This window comes from Veillonella magna (assembly GCF_959600285.1).
Classification (GTDB): Bacteria; Bacillota; Negativicutes; order Veillonellales; family Veillonellaceae; genus Veillonella_A; species Veillonella_A magna.
Genome location: NZ_CAUGKU010000002.1, coordinates 126,564 through 148,855, shown reverse-complemented (window position 1 = coordinate 148,855; position 22,292 = coordinate 126,564). Strand labels below are relative to the sequence as shown.

Genomic DNA, 22,292 nt, shown 5'->3' with positions numbered 1-22,292 from the left:
TTTATCCGCGCCAGGATTCATCGCCTAATGGAATTGACGGTTTGGCGTTCAATGTTAACTTTGAAAATTTTCCTGCTTTCGCCATATAATAGGCTCGGCAACCAATCATAGCTGCATTATCCGTTGCTAAAATTCGTCCGGGACGATAGAATGTCAACTCTTCTTCTTCACACATCTGTGCTAATGCCCGTTGAAGACCTTGATTGGCTGATACGCCGCCAGCCACCGTAATTACCTTCTGCCCGGTCATACGTGCTGCTTCTCTGGTTTTTTCCACCAAACTATCTAATACTGCCTTTTGGAAGGAAGCCGCCACATCGGTATCGACGATAGGTGTCCCCTTTTGTTTAGCACTGTTCAAATAATTCAAGACTGCCGATTTAAGACCGCTAAAGCTGAATTCGAGATTTCCTTTTTCGTGTAATGCTTTCGGGAATTCGATAGCATTCGGATTTCCCTTGGCAGCCAAGGCATCAATGTGAGGTCCACCGGGATAGGGATATCCCATAACTCGCGCTATTTTGTCAAACGCCTCACCGGCTGCATCATCTCGTGTCTGTCCCAAAACTTCAAAGGTTTCGTAATCCTTTACTACAACCAGCATAGTATGCCCGCCGGATACGACTAAACTTAAGAACGGAGGCTCTAACTCCGGATTAGCGAGAAAATTAGCAAAAATATGGCCTTCCATATGATTGACGCCGATAAGCGGTTTCCCTGCGGCAAAGGCTAACCCTTTAGCAGCCGCTACACCAACCAACAAGGCTCCCACAAGGCCGGGGCCGTACGTAACCCCGATATGATCAATATCTTCCAATCGCACACCGGCGTCCTCAAGCGCCTGATCAACTACAGGTACGACTTGTTCAATATGATGACGTGACGCAATTTCGGGAACTACACCGCCAAATTTTCGATGAATGGGTACCTGGCTGGAAATAACATTTGAAAGCACGGTACGCCCGTCTCGCAATACAGCAGCTGATGTTTCATCACAGCTGCTTTCTATTGCCAATGTGTAGATGCTCATAGTGTTTCCTCCTTAACCAGCGACATGATATAGGCATCCTCAGTTGGATTGGTGTAATAGGATTTTCGTACTCCCTTCACCGTAAAGCCTAGACGACGATATAATGCCAGGGCAGCTATGTTAGAAATACGCACCTCTAAAAATATTTCCGTCATGCCGCGATTAAATAGTTCTTTTATTAGCTTACGCGTCACAATAGCACCGTAGCCTTCGCGGCGACTCTCGGGACGAACTGCAATATTCGTAATTTGCCCTTCGTCATATACCATCCAGGCACCGGCATAGGCAACTGCCTGTCCGTCTTCTTCCACCAAAAAATAAATACGTTCTTTCTGTTCTTCTAACTCGCGAATGACAGACTCCAACGACCACGGCGTTGAGAACGAATCAGTTTCAATGGTATAGATTGCTTCGGCATCTGCCTTGGTTGCCTGACGCACAACAAACATTATGGTTCCTCCTTCGCTGCATCCGTTACGATAACCGACGGTGTTTCTTCGTTACGCGCTGCATCGGGATGCTTTTTTTCCCACAATACCTCTGCCTCGGAGCGGCGGATATAGTAGGGTAATAACGTCATGGCATCGGTCGTATCACCAGCAGTAAAATGTGGAATGGCCGCCATTAAAAGCGACGAAGCTTTCGGCATGCGTAGTAAAAGCGGTGCCAGCGCAATCGACCCGCCTGCCTCCTCGATAGCCGTAGCCGCCTTCACGGCTCCATCACCGGCAACCATAGTTATATCCGTACCTTGCGACAATTCCTCGATAACTTCACTCCGAGCACGTACCTGTGGTAACTGATCGCATATGAGTTGTTCCTCTTCCCAATGATAGCGAGCTTCATAAACGTTCTTTTTTTGTGCATCGATTAATATACCGATCCGATGCTGTGAATTATAAAAATTGTACGCTAATGCATCCATTGTCATGATTCCTACCAAAGGAATATTAAGAGCGTATGCCATTGCTTTGGCTGTCCCCATGCCGATTCGTAAACCGGTAAAGGAGCCGGGACCAATGCTAACTGCAATGCCTGCTATATCAGCAGGCGTAATGTTACACTGCTTCATTAATCCTTCAATATGGGGAACTAATTGTTCGGAATGAGTTAATCCCGCCGATACTGTCAATTCACCGACAAAAGAATGTTCATCAGCCAAAGCTATGCTTGACACGGCACTGCTTGTTTCAATTCCCAAATACATAGGGGCCTCCAATCTGTACGAGCTCATTATAAGGGATATATGATGAAGAAAATATAAATTTTCGTTCTGTATCGCTAATGCGATTAATTGTTACCCACAATGTTTCTTCAGGCATAGTGTCCGGAAATTTATCGGCCCACTCAACAATGCTTTTCGTATCATCCGTAAATTCATCAAATCCGATAGGAGCTAACTCATCCTCTTCGTCAAGTCGGTACAAATCAAAATGATATAAATTGTCACCTGCTGTTTCATAGGTATTCATTAAAGCAAACGTAGGACTGGTTACTTCTTCATTAACACCGAATCCGATTGCAATGCCTTGAGAAAAATGGGTTTTTCCTGTCCCGAGATCACCAATCAACGCAACGCAAAGCGGTGCATCCAGGGATTTCATAAAGGTGCCTAACCGTTCACCTAAACGCCGTGTATCTTCTACTGATGAGGTTTGACACAGCAAACTTGCAGTACCTGTCATCATGTCACCTAACACTTTCTATTACTGTCTGTTTCTATTATTATCTATTACTATTTATTTCTATTATTGACTATTTTACACTATATGTACTGTCTGTTTTATTTTATGTAGCCTAATCAATCCCAATCACTTTGAAAAATGATTATATCCCTGTGCCGGAATGATCTTCTTTTCACCTTGTGCGGTTCGTAGGCAAACCCCGGAGGCACCGGAAACCACATGTCCAATCAGTTGAATTCCTTCCAACGCAGAAACTTCGTTGACTATATCCTCCGGAATGGTAAAGACAAGTTGAAAGTCCTCACCTCCATACAACGCGAATGACCAAGGAGAAATTTCTTTTTTCTTTGCCCATTGTATAACTTCCGGATGAAAACGCATAGCGGTTTCATCGATTTCAATGGCAACGCCCGATGCATGGGCTATTTCGTTTAACTCACTCCCCAAGCCATCGCTGATATCATTCATTGCGTGCGCTCCCAAACTGCGAAGCACATTTCCTAAATATACTTGAGGTTCCGGGCGTTGGTGTACTCGTTTACAATGTGAATAGCCACGTGCATTATCAAGTAGTGCCTCCAAACCAACTGCTGAATCACCAATGGTATTGGTAATGCCAACTACATCACCTACTTGTGCCCCACTGCGGTATAGCTCTGTTTCTTCCGGCACTTCACCGATAATTGTCAACGATACTGTCAACGGTCCATCGGTGCGTACCGTATCGCCGCCTATAATATTGACGTGATGTGTTTTACAAATAGATTTCAAGCCTTCATATATTTCTTGCAATCGTTGAGAATTACCGTCAGGTGGAGCAGCCACAGCGATAACGACCTGACGCGGCACACCACCCATAGCTGCTATATCACTAATATTTGCCGCACCTAAACGGTAGCCTATATCAAAAGGAGCCGTCGTCTTCGATGAAAAATGTATGCCTTCCACCATCATATCCGTACTGACTAATTGATGATATCCTTTTTTGGCTTTATATACGGCACAGTCATCTCCAATACCACATATTACAGTGCTCATATCGTATATAGTATCATCTGCTACAGATTTTATAAAATTAAATTCACCCATTTCACGCATCTGCATAGCTTACTCCTCCACATCATCCATCTTCTTATCGGGACGTATTCCTCATATACTTCTATGATGGTTCTGTTCTACTCCACTTCTATCCTAGCATTATATCAAAATTTACCAGTTGATGAAACAAAATCCCGTATCATACGTGGATACGGGATTTGCTTGACCCAGATATGCATGTCTAAGCCATTATTTTACAATTAAATTATCCATTCGACTCAACGGATCACTCAAATCATAAGCGCCGAAAGATGTTAGCGGCTTTCCATCAATTCGGAACAACACACCTTTTACATCTTTGAATTCCGTTACTGTGTTTACAATCGCCGCCAAACGTAATTGTGCGGTAAGCTCGCCGCCGTTATCGTTTGCCACAAAGGCCTTGTTCATGTCTACCGTGGCAATACCATCTTTAACAGTCACACCTTTTACAGCTGTGCCTTTAGCAAAAACAGGATATTTTTGACGAGCATCTTCTTCAAAAATCACAGACAATGCATATTTCACTGTCTTCTTATTACTGTCCAAGGTAACAGATTGTGGTCGTACACCGCGTCCGTCATCGGTCGGCACGTATACTACCATTTTACTCATCGGATCGTTGGCTGCTTCTTGTGTCGTAGCTTCAGCAGACATGGTTGCCTTTGCACCGCTATCCTTAGTTACAGCTGTGCTGTTAGCCGTTTCGCCACTGCAACCGGCTGCAATAGTCATGATAACGACCAAGGCCGCCATGAGGAAATTCCTTAGGTGCTTTGTCATAGTCGTTACCCCCTAAAATAATTTTCAATACCTGCCGCAATTTCATCGGCAAAGTTTTCCTGTGTTTTTTCCGTCTTTAGCAAGGCTTCTTCCGAAGGATTGGATATAAAGCCTAATTCAACTAATACAGCCGGCATTGCAGAGTGTCGCAATACATACAGGTTACCCGGTTGAATCCCTCGGTCACCGCCGAATCCGCTTTCCCCAGCAATTTGCGATTGTATACGGGAAGCCAGTTTTGTATCATATGGCGTCTTATCGTAATAATAAGTAGCAATACCGCCAACATTTGGATTTGTAAAAGAATTGATATGAACACTTACGAATAAATCGGACGAATTATAGTTACCCACATTGACACGGGCTTGTAATTCATCAGGACCGCTAGCATTCGGTGCGTACACATCTACATCGGTAGTGCGGGTCATAAATACTTTAGCCCCTTTTGCTTCCAATGCTTTTTTAAGAGCTTTCGCAATCGGTAAGGTTACATCTTTTTCTTGTACGCCGGTAGGTCCGATTGCACCCGGATCACTACCGCCGTGACCGGGGTCAATGGTAATAATTTTACCGGCAATACCACCGCTGGTACGATATTTCACTGTATTGGTAGTCGCCTGAGGGGCAACCGGTTTCTTCTTTGCCTCTCTGGTTGCTTTAGCTGCACGCCATTTATCACTGCCGTAATACATATCGGTCGGTGCTACGCCTTTCTTTTGAATATCAATAACCATACGATACGGTTTATTATTCACGGTATCTTTTGTTAAAGAAAATACTTTAACGTCATTTTCATCTATGGATGTCGGTGTCTTGATATTCACATTAACATTTTTGCCCTTCTCGGCCAAGCTTACCGATGAAGCAATGGATTTATCCATTTTTACCTGTGAAGGGGCGCCTTTAATTTCCGCATTCTTTAATACAATTGTTGTATTCAGTCCCGATTTATCAATCGTGGCTGTAGCATCGGTTGGGCTCGACAGGCTCAACACAACGCGTACGAAAGGTATCGGGGCATCTATGCGTGTTACCCAATGCACATCCGTTACCTCTGTCCGGGCCGCTACTGTAGTCATCAACATAGGTAAGCACATAACTACGGTAGCCAAGGCTAACCAAACTTTACGCAAATTTAATCACTCCTATCAAAGTAACAGTCACTCTCGATGCTTAACTACTGTATTATACCACACTTACCTGTTGATTACAAAACAACGAGAGCCACCGCTACTGCGATGACTCTCGTCATTTATCTACGTACCATATATATTTCAAATATATATTATCGTTCTGTCGTAACCGACCAGCTATCACCGTTCGTATGAATATGAATTTGTCCCATCGTATCCGTACGATATATAGTGATGGATTTTGTTGGTGAAACCGCCTTCCCATCATTTAGCAATCGTTGTAGGCTTTCTTTATGAGGATGACCGTAATCATTGTGTAATCCACAAGAAATAACCGCAATTTCCGGACGAACGGAACGAATAAAATCCTTCGATGAAGATGTTTTGCTGCCGTGGTGTCCCACCTTTAAGACACGACTGGAAAGCTTGGTGTTTTCTTCCTTAATAAGACGTGCTTCCTCTTCCTTTTCCGCATCGCCCGTAAATAGCATAGAGAACTTGCCGGCCACCAGTTTACCTACAATAGAATTATTATTGAGATCGGCTTTGCCCTTTTTATCCGTAAGTTCCGTATCCCATGGAGCGTATACTTCAAATACAGCACCATCGCCAAGGGTAACAATATCACCCTTCCGCAAAGCTTTAGGTGTAATTCCCATTTTATTTAACTCTTTTCGGTATGTCTTATATACCGTACTCTTAGCTTCAAAGCCATTATCGTATACATTTTCAATGGGAATCGCTTTGGCAATAGCATAAAAGCCACCAAGATGATCGGCATGAGGATGTGTGATAATCACATTTTTCAACCGATTGACATGAAGCGATTTCAATTGCTTGACAATGGCTTCACGATGGTCCACGTCGCCGGTATCAATCAATGTATATTCATCACCGATTTTTATTAAATGCGCATCTCCTTGCCCAATGTCTAATGTATACACATCGAGTGATTCACCATGCCATGTAGTAGCAGTATGCGAACTCCCGTTACTGATTGATGTAGAAGCTACGCTTGAGCTACACCCTGCCAAGGAAAATACAACGGCTATCATTATGCAAAGAAGAGCTAAATAATATTTAATTGTTTTCATACTGCGCCTCACTCTTCTTCAGTCATCAGCGCTTGTATGGAAGTACCAATTTCACGGGCCACTTCACTAGGCGTAAAGCCAAAGGGTTTTACCTCATGCAAACGGTCAGCTGCATTACCGTGGAGGAAAACACCTAAAACAGCAGCTCGGCTTTCGGGAAGACCTTGTCCAATCAAAGCTGAAATAATTCCTGTCAGTACATCGCCCATACCGCCTGTGCCCATGCCTTCGTTGCCACTGCCGTTGATATATACGTGACCACCGGGTAAAGCAACAACCGTCGGTGCGCCTTTTAGGACTAAAACTACATTGTGTTTTGTAGCAAATTCTCTGGCCACTTCTACGCGAGAGGCTTCAATATCCGCAATGGTCATTCCCGTTAGGGCTGCAAACTCGCCGGGATGCGGTGTAAGTACTGCTGGGCGTTCACGATCAATAAAAGTAGTTCCCATTGTTTCCATGCGTCCCAATGCAAATAAGCCATCGGCATCAATTACCAAAGGACCTTCAAAGGTACTTACAAAATTACGTACCATCTCTTTTGCTTCTTGATTTCTCCCTAAGCCCGGACCAATAGCGACTGCATCTTTATCGACGGTATGCATACGCACGTGCAACATATTTCCAAATGATCCTGTCATCACTTCAGGCATAACTTTTTGTGTAACGATATCCAAGCAGGATGTGGGTACTGCCAATGTCACCTTACCGGCGCCGCTATATACCGCTGCTTCGGCTGCCATTACGGGAGCGCCATACATCCCTTCGGAGCCGCCTAATATAACAACGTGTCCATTACTACCTTTATGCGCCGTAGCTGCTCGTTGTGGTAACAACTTTTTAGCAAATTCAGGTGTAACATACACGGTTCGACTCGGTTCAATAAATGTATCCCAAGATACACCTAATCCCTTTTCTACAATCGTCCCGCAATAACTGCGTCCCGGATACAGCAACATGCCTTGTTTTACAGCTCCCAATGTTACCGTCACATCCGCTGGTAGTGTTGCTGGATCCACAGCTCCTGTATCTGCTACGAGGCCTGTAGGTACATCAATAGCTACTACCAACGGTTCATACGTCATTTTCTGAATATGTGTTTGTATCACATCTAATTCCTGGCGTAGGTCATCTCGCAAATCACCTACTACACCGGTACCGGCAATAGCATCAACTATACAATCACAGGTAGGTAACATATCTAACGAGTCGGTAATCAACCCCAATTTCTGGCAGATAGCAAATTGTTCCTGACAAAGGCTTGTACCTTTGTCTATATCCCCAATGACATAGACAAATACTTCTTTGCCGAGTGCTTTTAAATGACGCGCTGCTACCATACCATCGCCGCCATTATTCCCTGTACCGCAAATAATGAAGATACTCTGTACATCTGCTTCAGAAATAACATCGGCCACCCCATGACCGGCATTTTCCATAGCATACCCCAAAGGCATTCCTAAATCTTCTTGAATACAATGATCTACATATTGCGCCTCGCTTTTACTCCATACACGCATAAAATATATCTCCTTTCATATAAACGACTCACATCATAACTACATTGGCCACTGCATATGCATGACAGTGACTAATGGAAAGACGTATCTTTGTTATATTCCTCTCTTCAACCATCTGTCCGAACACACCGCTGCACTCCAATTGCGGTGCGCCCCACTCATCGTGAATCACGCAGATATCTTGCCACGAACCATATCGCAAGCCCGTGCCCAATGCTTTAAGAAATGCCTCCTTAGCCGCGTAAATTCCGGCCATGGATGCGTATTGTTGCTTTCCTCGTCCCTTGCAATAGGCTTGCTCACGTTCCGTAAAAACGCGATGAACAAAAGAAGGACGCTTCACAGCGTTAGCAATTCTCTCTATTTCAATGATGTCAATTCCTATATGCATATTCCTGTAACCTCCCTTTGTCATCTTGTATCATCATAGCAAACAAATATTCGCAATTCAAGTCATTTTATATAAAAAGCAGTCTTACCCTACAGGAAAGACTGCTTTTGCTATATACTTTTAAAAATTTACGAAGCAAACATTTATAATGCTTGTAATCGATCACATACCACGTCGGCTACATCTTCTAATTTGCAGGTGAAGCTTTCCCCGTCTTTACGGATGCGCACTTCCACTTCATTTGTTTCCGCCGTAGTTTTGCTGATTGTCAATCGAATCGGATAACCGATAAGATCAGCATCTTTAAATTTGACACCGGCGCGTTCTTTACGATCATCTAATAATACGTCGACACCGGCCTTACGCAATGCGTCGTAAACCGTAGTTGCCATAGACATTAACTGTTCATCTTTAGCATTAATTGGTACTACCACAGCTTCAAAAGGTGCGATGGCGCGCGGCCAGATAATTCCGTTTTCATCGTGGGATTGTTCGATAGCTGCTGCCAATGTTCTCGATACCCCGATACCATAGCACCCCATTACCAACGGAGACGGACGACCGGACTGATTTAAGAAAGTGGCATGTAATGCTTCGCTGTACTTAGTCCCCAATTTAAATACTTGACCGACTTCAATGCCCTTAGCTAATTCCAACTCTCCACCGCAATAAGGACAACGATCGTCCTTCGTAATCAATCGAATCGGCGCGATACGCATATCCTTTGTATCAAAATCACGTTTCGGATTAATATTAATGTAATGGGCATCACGCTTATTGGCACCGCCGCATACATTGTACATTTCCATAACCGTTTCATCGACAACGATAGCAAAATCATCTGTCTGATGCAACCCTACCGGACTGATAAAGCCTGCTGTTAAGCCTACACGTTTTAAATCTTCATCCGAAGCCATTTCCGGTTCTACCGTAGATTCCATAGCATGCTGCAATGCAATTTCATTCACTTCGTGATCACCGCGAACAATAGCAAGTACGACTGTCCCATCTACATTGTATACAACTGCCTTGATGGTTCGTTCCAACGGCAAATCAAGCATAGTGGCTACAGCATCGATCGTTTTTGCATCCGGTGTATCTACGAGCGTCAATTTGCCTTCCGGTTCGGCCACAGCTGCTTTCAGCACCGCCGGTTTACCAATTTCAATGTTGGCCGCATAGTCACAATTTTTGCAATGAATCACATCAGCTTCACCGGCATCGGCTAAAGCCATGAATTCATGACTGTTACTTCCACCGATAGCACCGGAGTCTGCCTCTACCGGCTTAAAGTATAAACCGCATCGTGTAAACACGCGAACATATGCATCGTACATAGCTTTATACGATGCATCCAATCCTTCTTCATCCATATCAAAGGAATACGCATCTTTCATAATAAATTCACGACTGCGCATCAAACCGTAGCGAGGGCGACGTTCATCGCGATACTTACTTTGCATCTGAAACAGATTCAATGGAAGTTGACGATACGAATTAACTTCATTACGCACTAAAGTCGTAATCATTTCTTCGTGAGTTGGTCCCAAGCAATATTCACGGTCATGACGATCCTTAAGGCGAATCATTTCCGCGCCATATACTTTCCAACGACCCGATTCCTGCCAAATTTCCGCCGGCTGAACTATAGGCATCATGATTTCCTGAGAACCGGCACGTTCCATTTCTTCTCGCACAATAGCTTCAATTTTGCGAATGCTTTTCCATGCCAAAGGCAAGTACGTATACAGGCCATTGGCCATCTTGCGGATAAAACCGGCACGCAACATATATTGTTGACTGATAACATCTGTATCGGCCGGCGTTTCGCGCAACGTCGGGGCATACAACTTACTAGCTAACATCTTTAATTACGACTCCTTTGCTAAATATGCATCTATTTCTTCAAACAATGCATTAACTAATTCCGCTTCCGGAACAGTCTTTATAATTTCACCTTTACAGAACACGATTCCCTTACCGTCACCACCGGCAATCCCAAAATCAGCTTCTCTGGCTTCTCCCGGACCATTTACTACACAACCCATAACGGCAACGCGAATCGGTGTTTTGATAGATTTTAATCGTTCTTCGACAATTTCAGCCATGTCAAATAAATTTACTTGGCAACGGCCACAGGTAGGACAGGAAATCATAGTAGCTCCGTAGTTTCTCAGTCCTAAAGAGCTCAAAATTGTTTTTCCTACTTCTACTTCATGAATCGGATCACCGGTTAATGATACGCGTAAGGTATCACCGATTCCATCGGCTAATAACGATCCAATCCCAATGGCCGACTTAATTGTTCCTTGTGTAACCGTTCCTGCTTCGGTAACACCTAAATGAAGCGGATAATCCACTTTGTCTGATAATTTACGATACGCCTCAATCATAAGCGGTACATCAGTAGCCTTAATGGAAAGCTTCATTTCTCTATAATCCAAGCGTTCCAAAATCCGAACATGTTCCAAAGCTGCTTCTACCATACCATCGGCACAAGGATGTCCGCCATACTCTTTTAAAATATGTGCCGGCAAAGATCCGGCATTAACACCGATACGAATAGGAATATGTTTTGGCTTGGCTTTTTCAATGACGGCCAGCACATTTGCTTCGCCACCGATATTCCCCGGATTGATACGTAAACCGTCAACGCCGCTTTCGATTGCTTCCAACGCTAGGCGATAATCAAAATGAATATCGGCAATGACCGGTATATGAGCACCGGCCTTAACTGCTTTCAGCGCTTTAGCAGCTTCCATCGTCGGCACGGCAACGCGCACCAATTCACAGCCTGCCTCAGCCAAACGGTTGATTTCGGCAATAGCCTGTTCGGATTTAACAGGATTGGTGGTTATCATAGATTGTACACTAATCGGTGCGCCATTACCGATTTTTACAGTTCCCACCTGGATACCACGTGTTGGTTTTCTTGTAATCATCAGTTTCTCCTATATCATTAAAGGCGACTTATGTCATGGGTTGTTGCATATATGAAAATCAATAATAAAATGGTAAGACCTGCCATTTGAATATATTGCAACACACGCGGTGGCATACGACGTCTTGTTATTCCTTCAATCAGTAACATAATTAAGTGCCCACCATCCAACACCGGAATCGGCAGTAGATTGATAACACCTAAATTTAGACTAAGTATAGCGGTAAATTGCAACAAATAAACGAAGCCGGCTTGAGCAATTTGCCCCGCCATCTGAGCCACCCCTATGGGCCCAGATACTTCTGCTGCTGTCTTGCCGGTTATCATTGTCCATAAACCGGTTAGCATATCCCGCAAAATATCCCGCGTAACTACAACAGATTGAACTGCTGCCTCACCTATAGAATAGGACTGACTAATACTAGTCGGATTAATACCTATAACAGAAACACCCGTTTCGGCCTTCATCGGAATAACTGCTTTTTCCTGTATTTCACCGTTTCGTTCCACTACGATGGGAATCACTCTTCCCGCAGTACCTTCCAGATTTTTTGTAATATCACCCCAAACGGCAACGGGTTTACCGTCAATACTTGTAATACGATCGTTAATTTCAAAATGTGCCGCTTCTGCCGGAGATCCATTGACAATTCTTCCAATAATCGGTTCGTTGGAAGGTTGCATGGAACCAACGGTAGCAAATACGCCAAAGAAGATGACAATGGCGAGTAAAAAATTAAAAGTAGCACCTGCGGCAATCACGATAAAGCGTTGCCACACCGGTTTTGACAAAAACGATCGTTCATCGATGGGTTCCGACGGATCCATGCCGGCGATTTTATTATATCCGCCCAAAGGAATCATTCGAATAGAATAGAGTGTCTCTCCCTTTTGCTGTTTATATAATGCCGGACCAAATCCGATAGCAAACTCATCTACGCGCATTCGGCAAAGCTTTGCCGCTATAAAATGTCCTAACTCGTGAATAAATACAATGATGCCGAAAACGAAAATTGATGCCAATATAGTTATCATATACTCTCCTATATCATTAATTCTCGTGCTTTACGACGTGCCCAGCCATCAACGGCCAATAGATTTTCCAATGTAAACTCCGAATCACTTTCTGCTTGCTCCAGAACTCCGACAACGGTTTTATAAATATCACCAAAACGAATCGCTCCGTCAAGGAACGCATATACCGCTGTTTCATTAGCAGCATTGAAGATAGCCGGTTTAAATCCTCCCGCTTTTCCTACTTCGTAAGCCAGACGCAATGCCGGAAAATCATCGTACCGCGGTGGAAAAAATTCTAATTGCAATGCGTCTTCAAAGCGTAGGGTATCCATTTTTAACGGATAACGCTTCGGATACGTCAATGCATATTGTATAGGCTCGCGCATATCAGGATTTCCCAATTGTGCCAATATAGCACCGTCCTTCATCATAATCATGGAATGAACGATACTTTGCGGATGCACCGTTACCTTAATATGATCAAAATCAAAGCCAAATAACCAATGTGCTTCTATAACTTCCAACCCCTTATTAAACAGGCTGGCCGAATCAATGGTTATCTTGCTTCCCATGTTCCATGTAGGATGCTTCAAGCAATCGGCTGCCGTTGCAGTAGCGATTTTTTCCGACGGCCATAAACGTAACGGTCCGCCGGATGCAGTTATCAGTAAGGAATCCACATTGTCGCGTGTCTGTCCTTCCAAGCATTGAAAAATAGCACTATGTTCGCTATCAATAGGAAGTAATTCCACACCGTATTCCTTGCAAAGTGCCGTAATCAGAGGTCCACCGGCCACTAATGTTTCCTTATTAGCCAGACCAATTGTCTTTTTTGCTTTAATAGCCGCAATAGTCGGTTCAATCCCTACGGCACCTACTACGGCGGTTACTATCATATCGGCACTTTCACAGACAGCTGCGGCCATTAGTGCCTCATAACCGCCGATAAGGACAGTTTCCCCTTGATAACGAGCCTTTAATTGTACATATGCTTTTTCATCCACAACACCGGCAATTTTTGGGGAAAACTCCTTAATCTGTGCTTCCAATACATCGATATTACTATGGGCAACTAGTGCATCTGCCCTGAATAAATCGGGATGTTGTCTTATAACATCCAATGTTTGCGTGCCGATAGAACCGGTACTCCCAAGAATACTTATGCCTTTCATAGGGACTCCTTCTATTCTTATACAAGTAAATATACTAATGTAAGCGGTGCTGCAAAAAGGAGGCTGTCGAAACGATCCAATACGCCGCCATGCCCCGGCAAGAGAACACCAGAATCCTTTACACCGCTATCGCGTTTTAATTTAGATTCAAACAAATCCCCCAAAGGGGCTGTTACACCGACTAATGCTCCTATAGCTATACCATCATGTACAGCAATACCGGCAATAAACGCATACAGCAAACCGGTACATATACATCCGATAAAGCCTCCGATAAAGCCTTCCAGTGTTTTGTTCGGGCTGATACGAGGAACAATCTTTCGTTTCCCCCACAGCCGTCCCGCAAAATACGCAAAGGTATCGCTGGCCCATGTACATAACAATAATAGCCATAAATAGTATACACCCGGAGATGTCGGTATAAAGGATAGCCGGAATACTTCATATACTGTATGATCGCGCAAAAGAATCAGTGCAGCCATCCCCGATACCGTATATGTAAAGCCAAGGCAACCATAGGCAATCGCCGTTAACTCATTGCTACGCGCAGAAAATGTATAGTACACACCGAGCAGCAGATACAAAACCACCACAGCTGCCAAAGCAGTCGTATAGGCACCTGCCAGTAAACATCCCATGACTATGATAACAGCCGGATATCCCCACACATAAGGGAGTTCAATCTTGCGGCGTTTCATCATAACCAAAAATTCACGCCAACCGACGATAGTCAGCAATGCTACCAGACCATTATATAAAAGCCCGCCGTAGGTGATAGCTCCAATAGCGATACAAATTCCTACAATCGCAGTAATTACCCTGGTTTTCAGCATATTACTCCTCCGTTTTCAATCCGCCAAAGCGTCTTTCTCGTTGTTGATACGCTCGAATCGCATCGAATAATACACGCTCCGTAAAATCAGGCCAACATATATCGGTAAACCAAAATTCCGCATACGCCAATTGCCAAAGCAAGAAATTACTGATTCTAAAGTCGTTGCTGGGACGAATCAGCAAATCAACATCCGAAAATTCCGGTGTATACAAGGACTGTGCCATGCGCTCTTCCGTAATTTCTTCTGCTGTCATCTCACCGGCGCCGACTTTTTCAGCTAAATAGCGTGCTGCTCGTACCAACTCATCACGGCCACCGTAATTAATGGCTAACTGCAGCGTCAAGCCCGTATTATCTTTTGTCAATGCTTCTGCATCGGCTATAATTCTCTGTAATTGTTCATTAAGACCTTCTATGTGCCCGATAAAACGAATACGTACGTTATTGGCATGCATGTCCTGTACATTTCCGGTCAAATATTCACCAATCAAATTCATAAGCAGTGATACTTCTGATGCCGGCCGTTTCCAATTTTCCGTAGAAAAACCGTACACCGTTAATGCTTTTACACCTACAGAGTCAGCGGCGCGCACTATTTTCTTTAATACCTCCGCACCTGCTCTATGTCCCATTGTACGTGGCAATCCACGCCGTTTAGCCCACCTTCCGTTGCCATCCATGATAATAGCCACATGACGAGGTATATTATTTGGATCTAATGTAGTAGAGGCCACTCGTTCAGCCTTTTTCTTACCCAATAATCGTTTCAGCATATTGCACCTCTTTACACTTCTCAAACGCACTGTTAATCATGGGATGAAACAGTAATACTTCATAAGAAGTACCATTGTTTGTAATGCGTGCTACGTAATAGCCATCGCTATCTATCTTAAAAAATTTATTGTAATTTTGCCCGACAGATACCGTAAAAGGGACATTGGCAGCCCGCAAAAGTCCTTCTGCGAGCTGCCATGGCAAGCCGATTATATCCTCTAACACAATCATTAAACTTCCAATACGTCCTTTTCTTTTTTATCCTTCAAATCATCAACGGCTTTAATTTTTTTGTCCGTTAACTTTTGAATTTTTTCCTGACCGTCCTTGGAGTCATCTTCCGTAATCGTCTTAGCCTTTTCTTCTTTTTTCAGCACCTCATTAGCATCGCGGCGAATATTGCGGATAGCTACTTTGGCTTCTTCGGCTCTTTTATGAACCACCTTAACAAGCTCCTTACGACGTTCTTCCGTAAGCTGAGGAATAGCCAAGCGAATTACGGCACCATCATTGCTGGGATTTAATCCTAAATCAGATTGTAAGATTGCTTTTTCGATAGCACCAATCATAGATTTATCCCACGGTGTAATCAAAATCATACGCGGTTCCGGAGCAGATACATTTGCCACCTGATTTACCGGTGTAGGAGCTCCGTAATAATCAACGGTAATTTTGTCCAATAACGATGTGCTGGCACGTCCCGTACGAATGGAGGCAAACTCCTGCTTCAATGCTTCAATTGTCTTGTCCATACGAGTTTCTTGTTGTGTCAATAATTCTTGGATTTCCATTAGTTTTCACCTCTTACGATAGTACCGATGGCTTCTCCCTTGGCAGCACGAGTAATATTGCCAGGGATATCCATGCTAAATACAACAATAGGGATATTATTATCCTTACACAAGGTTGTAGATGTGGAGTCCATAACTTTTAACTCACGGCTAATTACATCCATGTATGTAAGTTCATCAAATTTCTTTGCATCCGGGTTAGTTCTGGGATCGGAATCATATACACCGTCAGCAAATTTTTTAGCCATTAAAATAGCATCCGCTTCAATTTCAGCCGCGCGAAGAGCTGCTGTTGTATCCGTGGAGAAGTAAGGATTGCCCGTACCACCACCGAAAATAACAATACGACCCTTTTCCAAGTGACGAATTGCTTTACGACGAATATACGGTTCTGCCACTTCCTGCATAGCAATAGCCGTTTGAACACGAGTAGCCGCGCCGGCGTTTTCCAAGGCATCCTGCAATGCCAAAGCATTCATAACAGTTGCAATCATGCCCATGTAGTCAGCCGAAGCACGATCCATGCCTTTTGCACTACCGGCCAAACCGCGCCAAATGTTACCGCCGCCAACTACAATGGCAATCTGTAAATCGGTAGTTCTGGCAATTTCTGCAATTTCATTGGCAATGCCTTCTACTACAACCGGATTAATACCAAACCCTTGATCACCGGCCAACGCTTCTCCGCTCAGTTTCAACACGATACGTTTAAAATGTCTTTCACTCATTGCTATACTCCTCTGCTTATTACAAAATAAGAGAACACAGCACGGTGTTCTCTTATTTTCTCTACTACTTATTTACCAACGGAAGCCATAACTTCGGCAACGAAGTCATCGTTACGTTTTTCAAGGCCTTCGCCCAAGCCGTAACGAACAAAACGACGTACGTTGATGTTTTCACCGATTTTAGCAATGTTTTCATTGATTACGTCAGTGATGGTCTTGTCGCCGTCTTTAATGAAAACCTGTTCCAAAAGGCAATTTTCTTTATAGAATTTTTCAATGCGGCCGTTAACCATTTTTTCTAATACAGCAGCCGGTTTCGGTTTTCTACCGTTTTTAACGTCTTCTTCCGCTTCCTGTTTAGCCTGTTCCAAAAGAACTGCTTTTTCATGTTCGATTACTTCAGCCGGAACTTCTTCACGGTTCAAGTAAGCCGGATTGGAAGCAGCAATCTGCATAGCAATATCCTTAGCCAAAGCCTGGAAATCATCAGTTTTAGCAACGAAGTCAGTTTCGCAGTTGATTTCTACGAGAACACCGATACGTCCGCCACCATGAATGTAAGATGTAACAACGCCTTCTGCAGCAATACGACCTGCCTTTTTAGCAGCAGCAGCCAAGCCTTTTTCGCGAAGAAGGTCAACCGCTTTATCGAGATCACCGTTAGTTTCTGTCAATGCTTTCTTGCAGTCCATCATACCTGCGCCAGTACGTTCACGTAATTCTTTTACCAATGCAGCAGTAATTGCCATGTTGTATATACCTCCCATACAGTAATTAAGGTAAGGACTTTGAGCCTTACCTTAATTTTATAGTGTATTACTCTTTTTATCAATCGTTAACGCTATTAAATTTATATTTTTTTAACAGCTTAAGTCCCACGATTTATCCTTGTAAGAAATGAATTAGAAACGACCGTCCTGAATCATTTCACGGGAATCGTCAACCATGTCGTTCAAAGCTTGTTCAGATGCTTTCTCAGCGTCAACCTGTTCGCCCTGACGGCCTTCCAAGATAGCGTCGGCAATTTTAGAAGTCAACAATTTAACAGCGCGAATAGCGTCGTCGTTTGCCGGAATCGGGAAGTCGATTTCATCCGGATCGCAGTTGGTATCAACGGTAGCAACTACCGGAATACCTAACTTCTTAGCTTCAGCGATAGCAATACGTTCTTTCTTCGGATCGATTACGAACAATGCACCCGGGAGTTTCGGCATTTCTTTAATACCGCCGAGGTATTTTTCCAATTTTTCCATTTCATGACGAAGAACGATAACTTCTTTCTTCGGCAATACTTCAAACGTACCATCTTCAGCCATTTTTTCAAGCTGTTTCAAACGTTTTACGCGAGTTTCAATTGTTTTGTAGTTAGTAAGCATACCGCCCAACCAACGTTCGTTTACATAGAACATGTTGCAACGTTCTGCTTCTTCTTTAATAGATTCCTGTGCCTGTTTCTTAGTACCTACGAAAAGTACGATTTCGCCGGACTGAGCTACTTCACGCATGAAGTCATAAGCTTCTTCTACTTTTTTAACGGTTTTCTGAAGGTCGATGATATAAATACCATTACGTTCAGTGAAGATGTACTTAGCCATCTTAGGGTTCCATCTTCTAGTCTGGTGACCGAAGTGAACACCAGCTTCTAATAATTGTTTCATTGATACTACTGCCATGTTGGCACCTCCTGTTGTCTCCTCCGCAGCATCATCTTTCGACACATCCGACAAGCGGACACAGAATCGAAATCAGTCTACGTGCGTAATTTATCATACTCATGTAGTATATCATATCGATTAATGAGCTTGCAATACTAAAATTACTGAATTCTCTCGTATAGCAAAAAAGTCAACCCCATTGTCAAGGTCGACTTTATTTTATCTATAATTATTAACGTGCATCACCGGGAATGTGCAGATGCGTAGCGCCATTTAAATTTATCTGCGTGAAACCGATGTGATCGGCCGGACCGGCTACTAACGACAAACCACCAACTAATGCTACTGCTACTAACCATGCTGCTACTGTTTTCATGTTTCTTCTACCCTTTCCTACCGGCATCTCATCTTCGCAGACACTACCAACATCACTGTGTCCCATCAATACAACGAAATCTACGAAATGAATACCTCGTCATTCATTAGATTTATTAATCCTCTTATTTCAACCTTGACTATTATAGGTATATAAACTTTTCTTGTCAACTGTAAGTTCGTACATCTATCATTAACTTTTTTAATCACTTCTATAAAATATTTTTTGATAGATGCTATATCAGCAATACACAAAAGAGCCTCTTCTAATGAAGAGGCTCTCACATTGTTCAGTAGAGTATGTTCTTATACAAAAAGACTTAACAATTCAACACCGATTAAACCACATACAGCAATAGCCGTTTCAACGGCACACCAAGTACGTACCGTTTGCTTAACCGTCAAACCAAAGAATTCCTTAAACAACCAGAAGCCTGGATCATTCGGAGGACTGAAGATAACACTACCCGCACCGACAGCCAATACCATCAGTTCAGGGCTGACACCGGTCAATGGAATCAATGGAGCCACGATACCACCAGCTGTCAAGGCTGCCACGGTAGCAGAACCGACAGCAATACGAATTACCGAGGCAATTATCCATGCCAACGTAAGCGGTGACAAATTCGCACCCATTACCAAGCTTCCGATATAGGTACCTACACCACTATCGATGAGCACTTGCTTCAAGGCACCGCCGGCACCTACGATAAAGAGAATCATAGCTACCGTCAAAATAGCCTTTTCCGACGTTTCCATGATTTCCTTCATAGTTTTGCCACGAGCAAAACCAAAAGTATAGAATGCCACTGCGATAGAAATTGTCAACGCCACACTGGGATCACCGATGAAGTTAAGAATATGCGTAATCGGTGCATCCTTAGGAAGCTGCATCATTTTACCGATAGCACTGATAGCCATCAAGAATACCGGCGTTAATGCGGTAAGAATACTGCTGGTAAAGGACGGCATTTCTTCATCGGTAAATACTTTATCATTATGTAACCCTTCGGGAATGGATGTCTTAATATCCTTTACCGTGTTATACAGTAACGGACCTGCAATGATAACCGTCGGAATAGCAATGATAATCCCATAAATAAGAGTTTTACCGATATCAGCATTAAAGATAACTGATATAGCCGTCGGTCCCGGATGCGGCGGCAAGAATCCGTGAGTTACAGATAACGCCGCTGCCATCGGAATACCAACTTCCAAAAGAGGAATATCTGCCGATACGGCAATAGTAAATACCAATGGAATCAATAATACAAAGCCGATTTCGTAAAACAGAGCGATACCAACAATAAAACCGGTTAAACATACAGCCCATTTTACATTTTTACGGCCGAACATATTGATTAGCGTAGTGGCAATACGCTGCGCCCCACCGCTGTCAGCCATCAATTTACCGAGAATGGCACCGAAGCCTACAACGATGGTAAGACCGCCTAAGGTAGCTCCCAATCCTTTTTGAATCGTCGGGAAAATTTTATCTACCGGCAACCCTTCACCGAAGGCTAACAAAATACACACTAAAATAAGAGACAAGAAACTGTTCATCTTCACTTTCACAATGAGGAAGAACAGGAGAATAATACCTAAAGCCAAAATTATAAGAGGCATTGTGGGTACTCCTTTCGATTATAGTCTGCTAAACGGATGTTCCTGCTGGAACCTCACGAGACGGGCTAAATCGTCTTTCATCTGTGTGTACAAGGATTCATAAATACTGAACAATGTATCATATACATCCCGATTGGCTTGTTTCGGGGTATACACATCCTGAGGCTGAATAAGCTCAGCCGTATCGCGAATGCTCTTTAAGGTACCATCGGAAATAAAACCGAGTACGGCAGCACCAAAAGAAGCTCCTTCACTGTTATTGGGAAGCGTAATATCTTCATTGAAAATATCCGCCATAATTTGTAACCATAATTCCGATTTTGTAAAGCTACCGCTAACCCGAATAGACTCTACGTTTTCAAAATCACGCAATGCTTGTAATACACAAAGCAAGCTATAACAAATGCCTTCCATCGTCGCACGAATCATGTAAGAGCGACTATGATTCAAAGACAACCCGATAAAGGCACCCCGCAAATCAGAATTCCAGTACGGTGCCCGTTCACCGGTAAAGAACGGCATCAACAGCAATCCGCCGGAACCGGCCGGTACATGGCGAGCCTTCATAGTCATCAAATCATAAGGATCCACATCAAGGTTTTCTATTTGTGAACCATGTAAATGCATGATTCGGTCACGAATCCAACGTAATATAATACCTCCGTTGTTAATGGCACCGCCGGCTACCCACATGTCATCCGTCAAGTTATAGCACCAAGTGCGTCCTTCCTTATCCATACGCGGTTTTTCCGTCAACATACGGATAGCCCCGCTGGTTCCGATAGTACAGCTTAACTGCCCCGGCGATACCGCTCCGATTCCGACATTAACCAAAACTCCGTCCGTAGCGCCGATAACTACCGGTAATCCTTCCGGCAGTCCCAGCCGTTGCGCCGTATCCTTTATGAGTTTTGCACTGTATGTGGTAGATACAACCTTAGGCAACTGTGTTTCTTCAATACCGATATACGCTAAAATATCACAATCCCAGGCTTCTTCCAATTCATTATAAAGGCCGCTGCTGCTGGCCACGGACTTATCCGTTACCCACTCGCCGGTCATCAGCCGGAACATGTAGTCTTTGATAGAACCGATATGTGCCATCCGAGCAAATAAGTTGGGTCTGTTTTCCTTCATCCATACTAACTTTGCCAGTGGATAACATGCATGAAGCGGGCAGCCGGTACGGAAATAAAAATCTCGGCACCGCTCTTCCTGTTCCATCCGACGAACAATAGCCGCACTTCGGCTATCTGCCCAAGTGATCATGTTTCCCAATAATTGATAGTCTCCGTCAAGCGGAATAAAACTATGCATAACTGTACTTAGAGCAATACCGGAAATGCTCACTAATTTATACTGTAATTCAGCTACCGTGGAGCGCACTACTTCTTCTACCGCATCATAAATTTGTTGCGGATTCTGTTCCGCCCAATCATATTGCGGTGTTTCCAACGGATAAAATGCTTCCGAAGAAGCTACCGCTTTACCGGTGGAAGTATAAGCCATGGCTCGTACACCAGTGGTCCCTACATCTACGCCGATCCATACCGGCTCTTTTACTTGGTTTGTCACAGGAATTCCTCCCTTACAACGATTATCCTTAACATTACAATAGTAAGGATGTCTTCATATTTATATAGTTATTATACGATAGGAAAATAT

The 22,292-nt window shown here is 43.6% G+C and carries 24 protein-coding genes; all 24 read right to left on the bottom strand.

Annotated elements, in window-relative coordinates; genetic code table 11:
• Window position 1: 1 nt before the first annotated feature.
• Window positions 2–1,030: a tRNA (adenosine(37)-N6)-threonylcarbamoyltransferase complex transferase subunit TsaD gene (tsaD, locus tag Q5873_RS02230; protein WP_288190418.1), complete on the bottom strand. Its 1,029-nt coding sequence runs from the start codon at window positions 1,028–1,030 to the stop codon at window positions 2–4.
• Entirely contained in the window at window positions 1,027–1,479 is a 453-nt protein-coding gene (rimI, locus tag Q5873_RS02225) for a ribosomal protein S18-alanine N-acetyltransferase (protein ID WP_303059087.1), read from the bottom strand. Before rimI ends, tsaD begins: the two co-directional genes overlap by 4 nt.
• Complete coding sequence (gene tsaB, locus Q5873_RS02220; RefSeq protein WP_303059086.1) at window positions 1,479–2,237, bottom strand: tRNA (adenosine(37)-N6)-threonylcarbamoyltransferase complex dimerization subunit type 1 TsaB; 759 nt, start codon at window positions 2,235–2,237, stop codon at window positions 1,479–1,481. The genes rimI and tsaB overlap by 1 nt, the downstream gene beginning before the upstream one ends.
• Window positions 2,221–2,715 (bottom strand): tRNA (adenosine(37)-N6)-threonylcarbamoyltransferase complex ATPase subunit type 1 TsaE, encoded by a 495-nt coding sequence (gene tsaE, locus Q5873_RS02215; RefSeq protein WP_303059116.1) that lies wholly within the window; start codon window positions 2,713–2,715, stop codon window positions 2,221–2,223. Before tsaE ends, tsaB begins: the two co-directional genes overlap by 17 nt.
• Window positions 2,716–2,841: 126 nt before the next feature.
• Complete coding sequence (gene thiL / locus Q5873_RS02210) at window positions 2,842–3,819, bottom strand: thiamine-phosphate kinase (RefSeq protein ID WP_303059085.1); 978 nt, start codon at window positions 3,817–3,819, stop codon at window positions 2,842–2,844.
• A gap of 183 nt (window positions 3,820–4,002) precedes the next feature.
• The gene (locus Q5873_RS02205) at window positions 4,003–4,575 is read right to left on the bottom strand and encodes a GerMN domain-containing protein (RefSeq protein ID WP_303059084.1); all 573 of its coding nucleotides are present in this window, start codon (window positions 4,573–4,575) and stop codon (window positions 4,003–4,005) included.
• Between the two features lie 5 nt (window positions 4,576–4,580).
• Entirely contained in the window at window positions 4,581–5,708 is a 1,128-nt protein-coding gene (locus tag Q5873_RS02200) for an N-acetylmuramoyl-L-alanine amidase family protein (protein ID WP_303059083.1), read from the bottom strand.
• Between the two features lie 152 nt (window positions 5,709–5,860).
• Window positions 5,861–6,802, bottom strand: coding sequence for a ComEC/Rec2 family competence protein (locus Q5873_RS02195; protein WP_303059082.1), 942 nt, complete (start codon window positions 6,800–6,802; stop codon window positions 5,861–5,863).
• Between the two features lie 8 nt (window positions 6,803–6,810).
• Complete coding sequence (locus tag Q5873_RS02190) at window positions 6,811–8,322, bottom strand: NAD(P)H-hydrate dehydratase (protein WP_303059081.1); 1,512 nt, start codon at window positions 8,320–8,322, stop codon at window positions 6,811–6,813.
• A gap of 28 nt (window positions 8,323–8,350) precedes the next feature.
• Complete coding sequence (gene acpS, locus Q5873_RS02185; protein WP_205087134.1) at window positions 8,351–8,713, bottom strand: holo-ACP synthase; 363 nt, start codon at window positions 8,711–8,713, stop codon at window positions 8,351–8,353.
• A gap of 143 nt (window positions 8,714–8,856) precedes the next feature.
• Window positions 8,857–10,578 (bottom strand): proline--tRNA ligase, encoded by a 1,722-nt coding sequence (locus tag Q5873_RS02180; RefSeq protein WP_303059080.1) that lies wholly within the window; start codon window positions 10,576–10,578, stop codon window positions 8,857–8,859.
• A 6-nt stretch (window positions 10,579–10,584) separates the two neighbouring features.
• Entirely contained in the window at window positions 10,585–11,655 is a 1,071-nt protein-coding gene (gene ispG, locus Q5873_RS02175; RefSeq protein WP_303059079.1) for a flavodoxin-dependent (E)-4-hydroxy-3-methylbut-2-enyl-diphosphate synthase, read from the bottom strand.
• A 17-nt stretch (window positions 11,656–11,672) separates the two neighbouring features.
• On the bottom strand, window positions 11,673–12,689 hold the full coding sequence (gene rseP, locus Q5873_RS02170; protein ID WP_205087131.1) for an RIP metalloprotease RseP: 1,017 nt from the start codon (window positions 12,687–12,689) through the stop codon (window positions 11,673–11,675).
• Between the two features lie 8 nt (window positions 12,690–12,697).
• Complete coding sequence (locus Q5873_RS02165) at window positions 12,698–13,843, bottom strand: 1-deoxy-D-xylulose-5-phosphate reductoisomerase (RefSeq protein ID WP_303059078.1); 1,146 nt, start codon at window positions 13,841–13,843, stop codon at window positions 12,698–12,700.
• A gap of 17 nt (window positions 13,844–13,860) precedes the next feature.
• Window positions 13,861–14,676, bottom strand: a complete 816-nt coding sequence (locus tag Q5873_RS02160) for a phosphatidate cytidylyltransferase (protein ID WP_288190364.1) — start codon at window positions 14,674–14,676, stop codon at window positions 13,861–13,863.
• 1 nt (window position 14,677) lies between these two features.
• On the bottom strand, window positions 14,678–15,451 hold the full coding sequence (locus Q5873_RS02155; RefSeq protein ID WP_205087128.1) for an undecaprenyl pyrophosphate synthase: 774 nt from the start codon (window positions 15,449–15,451) through the stop codon (window positions 14,678–14,680).
• Window positions 15,429–15,683 (bottom strand): hypothetical protein, encoded by a 255-nt coding sequence (locus Q5873_RS02150; RefSeq protein ID WP_288190362.1) that lies wholly within the window; start codon window positions 15,681–15,683, stop codon window positions 15,429–15,431. Before Q5873_RS02150 ends, Q5873_RS02155 begins: the two co-directional genes overlap by 23 nt.
• A complete protein-coding gene (frr, locus tag Q5873_RS02145) occupies window positions 15,683–16,243 on the bottom strand; it encodes a ribosome recycling factor (protein ID WP_028255876.1) in 561 nt (186 codons plus the stop codon). Before frr ends, Q5873_RS02150 begins: the two co-directional genes overlap by 1 nt.
• Window positions 16,243–16,971 carry a UMP kinase gene (pyrH, locus tag Q5873_RS02140; RefSeq protein ID WP_028255877.1) on the bottom strand — a complete coding sequence of 243 codons (729 nt, stop codon included), beginning with the start codon at window positions 16,969–16,971 and terminating at the stop codon, window positions 16,243–16,245. The genes frr and pyrH overlap by 1 nt, the downstream gene beginning before the upstream one ends.
• Before the next feature lie 68 nt (window positions 16,972–17,039).
• On the bottom strand, window positions 17,040–17,720 hold the full coding sequence (tsf, locus tag Q5873_RS02135) for a translation elongation factor Ts (RefSeq protein WP_028255878.1): 681 nt from the start codon (window positions 17,718–17,720) through the stop codon (window positions 17,040–17,042).
• Between the two features lie 153 nt (window positions 17,721–17,873).
• Window positions 17,874–18,644 (bottom strand): 30S ribosomal protein S2, encoded by a 771-nt coding sequence (gene rpsB / locus Q5873_RS02130; protein WP_028255879.1) that lies wholly within the window; start codon window positions 18,642–18,644, stop codon window positions 17,874–17,876.
• Window positions 18,645–18,858: 214 nt separating this feature from the next.
• Window positions 18,859–19,002 (bottom strand): hypothetical protein, encoded by a 144-nt coding sequence (locus tag Q5873_RS02125; RefSeq protein ID WP_156886175.1) that lies wholly within the window; start codon window positions 19,000–19,002, stop codon window positions 18,859–18,861.
• A gap of 305 nt (window positions 19,003–19,307) precedes the next feature.
• On the bottom strand, window positions 19,308–20,627 hold the full coding sequence (locus tag Q5873_RS02120) for a gluconate:H+ symporter (RefSeq protein WP_028255881.1): 1,320 nt from the start codon (window positions 20,625–20,627) through the stop codon (window positions 19,308–19,310).
• 18 nt (window positions 20,628–20,645) lie between these two features.
• Window positions 20,646–22,202 carry a gluconokinase gene (locus Q5873_RS02115; RefSeq protein WP_288760001.1) on the bottom strand — a complete coding sequence of 519 codons (1,557 nt, stop codon included), beginning with the start codon at window positions 22,200–22,202 and terminating at the stop codon, window positions 20,646–20,648.
• Between the last annotated feature and the right edge of the window lie 90 nt (window positions 22,203–22,292).

What these genes read in the sequence shown, in the direction of transcription:
- tsaD (WP_288190418.1), bottom strand. Translation starts at nt 1,030, where the DNA reads ATGAGCATCTACACATTGGCAATAGAAAGCAGCTGTGATGAAACATCA.
- tsf (WP_028255878.1), bottom strand. Translation starts at nt 17,720, where the DNA reads ATGGCAATTACTGCTGCATTGGTAAAAGAATTACGTGAACGTACTGGC.
- rpsB (WP_028255879.1), bottom strand. Translation starts at nt 18,644, where the DNA reads ATGGCAGTAGTATCAATGAAACAATTATTAGAAGCTGGTGTTCACTTC.
- acpS (WP_205087134.1), bottom strand. Translation starts at nt 8,713, where the DNA reads ATGCATATAGGAATTGACATCATTGAAATAGAGAGAATTGCTAACGCT.
- Q5873_RS02125 (WP_156886175.1), bottom strand. Translation starts at nt 19,002, where the DNA reads ATGAAAACAGTAGCAGCATGGTTAGTAGCAGTAGCATTAGTTGGTGGT.
- tsaE (WP_303059116.1), bottom strand. Translation starts at nt 2,715, where the DNA reads ATGACAGGTACTGCAAGTTTGCTGTGTCAAACCTCATCAGTAGAAGAT.
- Q5873_RS02205 (WP_303059084.1), bottom strand. Translation starts at nt 4,575, where the DNA reads ATGACAAAGCACCTAAGGAATTTCCTCATGGCGGCCTTGGTCGTTATC.
- thiL (WP_303059085.1), bottom strand. Translation starts at nt 3,819, where the DNA reads ATGCAGATGCGTGAAATGGGTGAATTTAATTTTATAAAATCTGTAGCA.
- rimI (WP_303059087.1), bottom strand. Translation starts at nt 1,479, where the DNA reads ATGTTTGTTGTGCGTCAGGCAACCAAGGCAGATGCCGAAGCAATCTAT.
- Q5873_RS02160 (WP_288190364.1), bottom strand. Translation starts at nt 14,676, where the DNA reads ATGCTGAAAACCAGGGTAATTACTGCGATTGTAGGAATTTGTATCGCT.
- Q5873_RS02190 (WP_303059081.1), bottom strand. Translation starts at nt 8,322, where the DNA reads ATGCGTGTATGGAGTAAAAGCGAGGCGCAATATGTAGATCATTGTATT.
- Q5873_RS02165 (WP_303059078.1), bottom strand. Translation starts at nt 13,843, where the DNA reads ATGAAAGGCATAAGTATTCTTGGGAGTACCGGTTCTATCGGCACGCAA.
- ispG (WP_303059079.1), bottom strand. Translation starts at nt 11,655, where the DNA reads ATGATTACAAGAAAACCAACACGTGGTATCCAGGTGGGAACTGTAAAA.
- Q5873_RS02120 (WP_028255881.1), bottom strand. Translation starts at nt 20,627, where the DNA reads ATGCCTCTTATAATTTTGGCTTTAGGTATTATTCTCCTGTTCTTCCTC.
- Q5873_RS02150 (WP_288190362.1), bottom strand. Translation starts at nt 15,683, where the DNA reads ATGATTGTGTTAGAGGATATAATCGGCTTGCCATGGCAGCTCGCAGAA.
- frr (WP_028255876.1), bottom strand. Translation starts at nt 16,243, where the DNA reads ATGGAAATCCAAGAATTATTGACACAACAAGAAACTCGTATGGACAAG.
- pyrH (WP_028255877.1), bottom strand. Translation starts at nt 16,971, where the DNA reads ATGAGTGAAAGACATTTTAAACGTATCGTGTTGAAACTGAGCGGAGAA.
- tsaB (WP_303059086.1), bottom strand. Translation starts at nt 2,237, where the DNA reads ATGTATTTGGGAATTGAAACAAGCAGTGCCGTGTCAAGCATAGCTTTG.
- Q5873_RS02180 (WP_303059080.1), bottom strand. Translation starts at nt 10,578, where the DNA reads ATGTTAGCTAGTAAGTTGTATGCCCCGACGTTGCGCGAAACGCCGGCC.
- Q5873_RS02195 (WP_303059082.1), bottom strand. Translation starts at nt 6,802, where the DNA reads ATGAAAACAATTAAATATTATTTAGCTCTTCTTTGCATAATGATAGCC.
- Q5873_RS02155 (WP_205087128.1), bottom strand. Translation starts at nt 15,451, where the DNA reads ATGCTGAAACGATTATTGGGTAAGAAAAAGGCTGAACGAGTGGCCTCT.
- rseP (WP_205087131.1), bottom strand. Translation starts at nt 12,689, where the DNA reads ATGATAACTATATTGGCATCAATTTTCGTTTTCGGCATCATTGTATTT.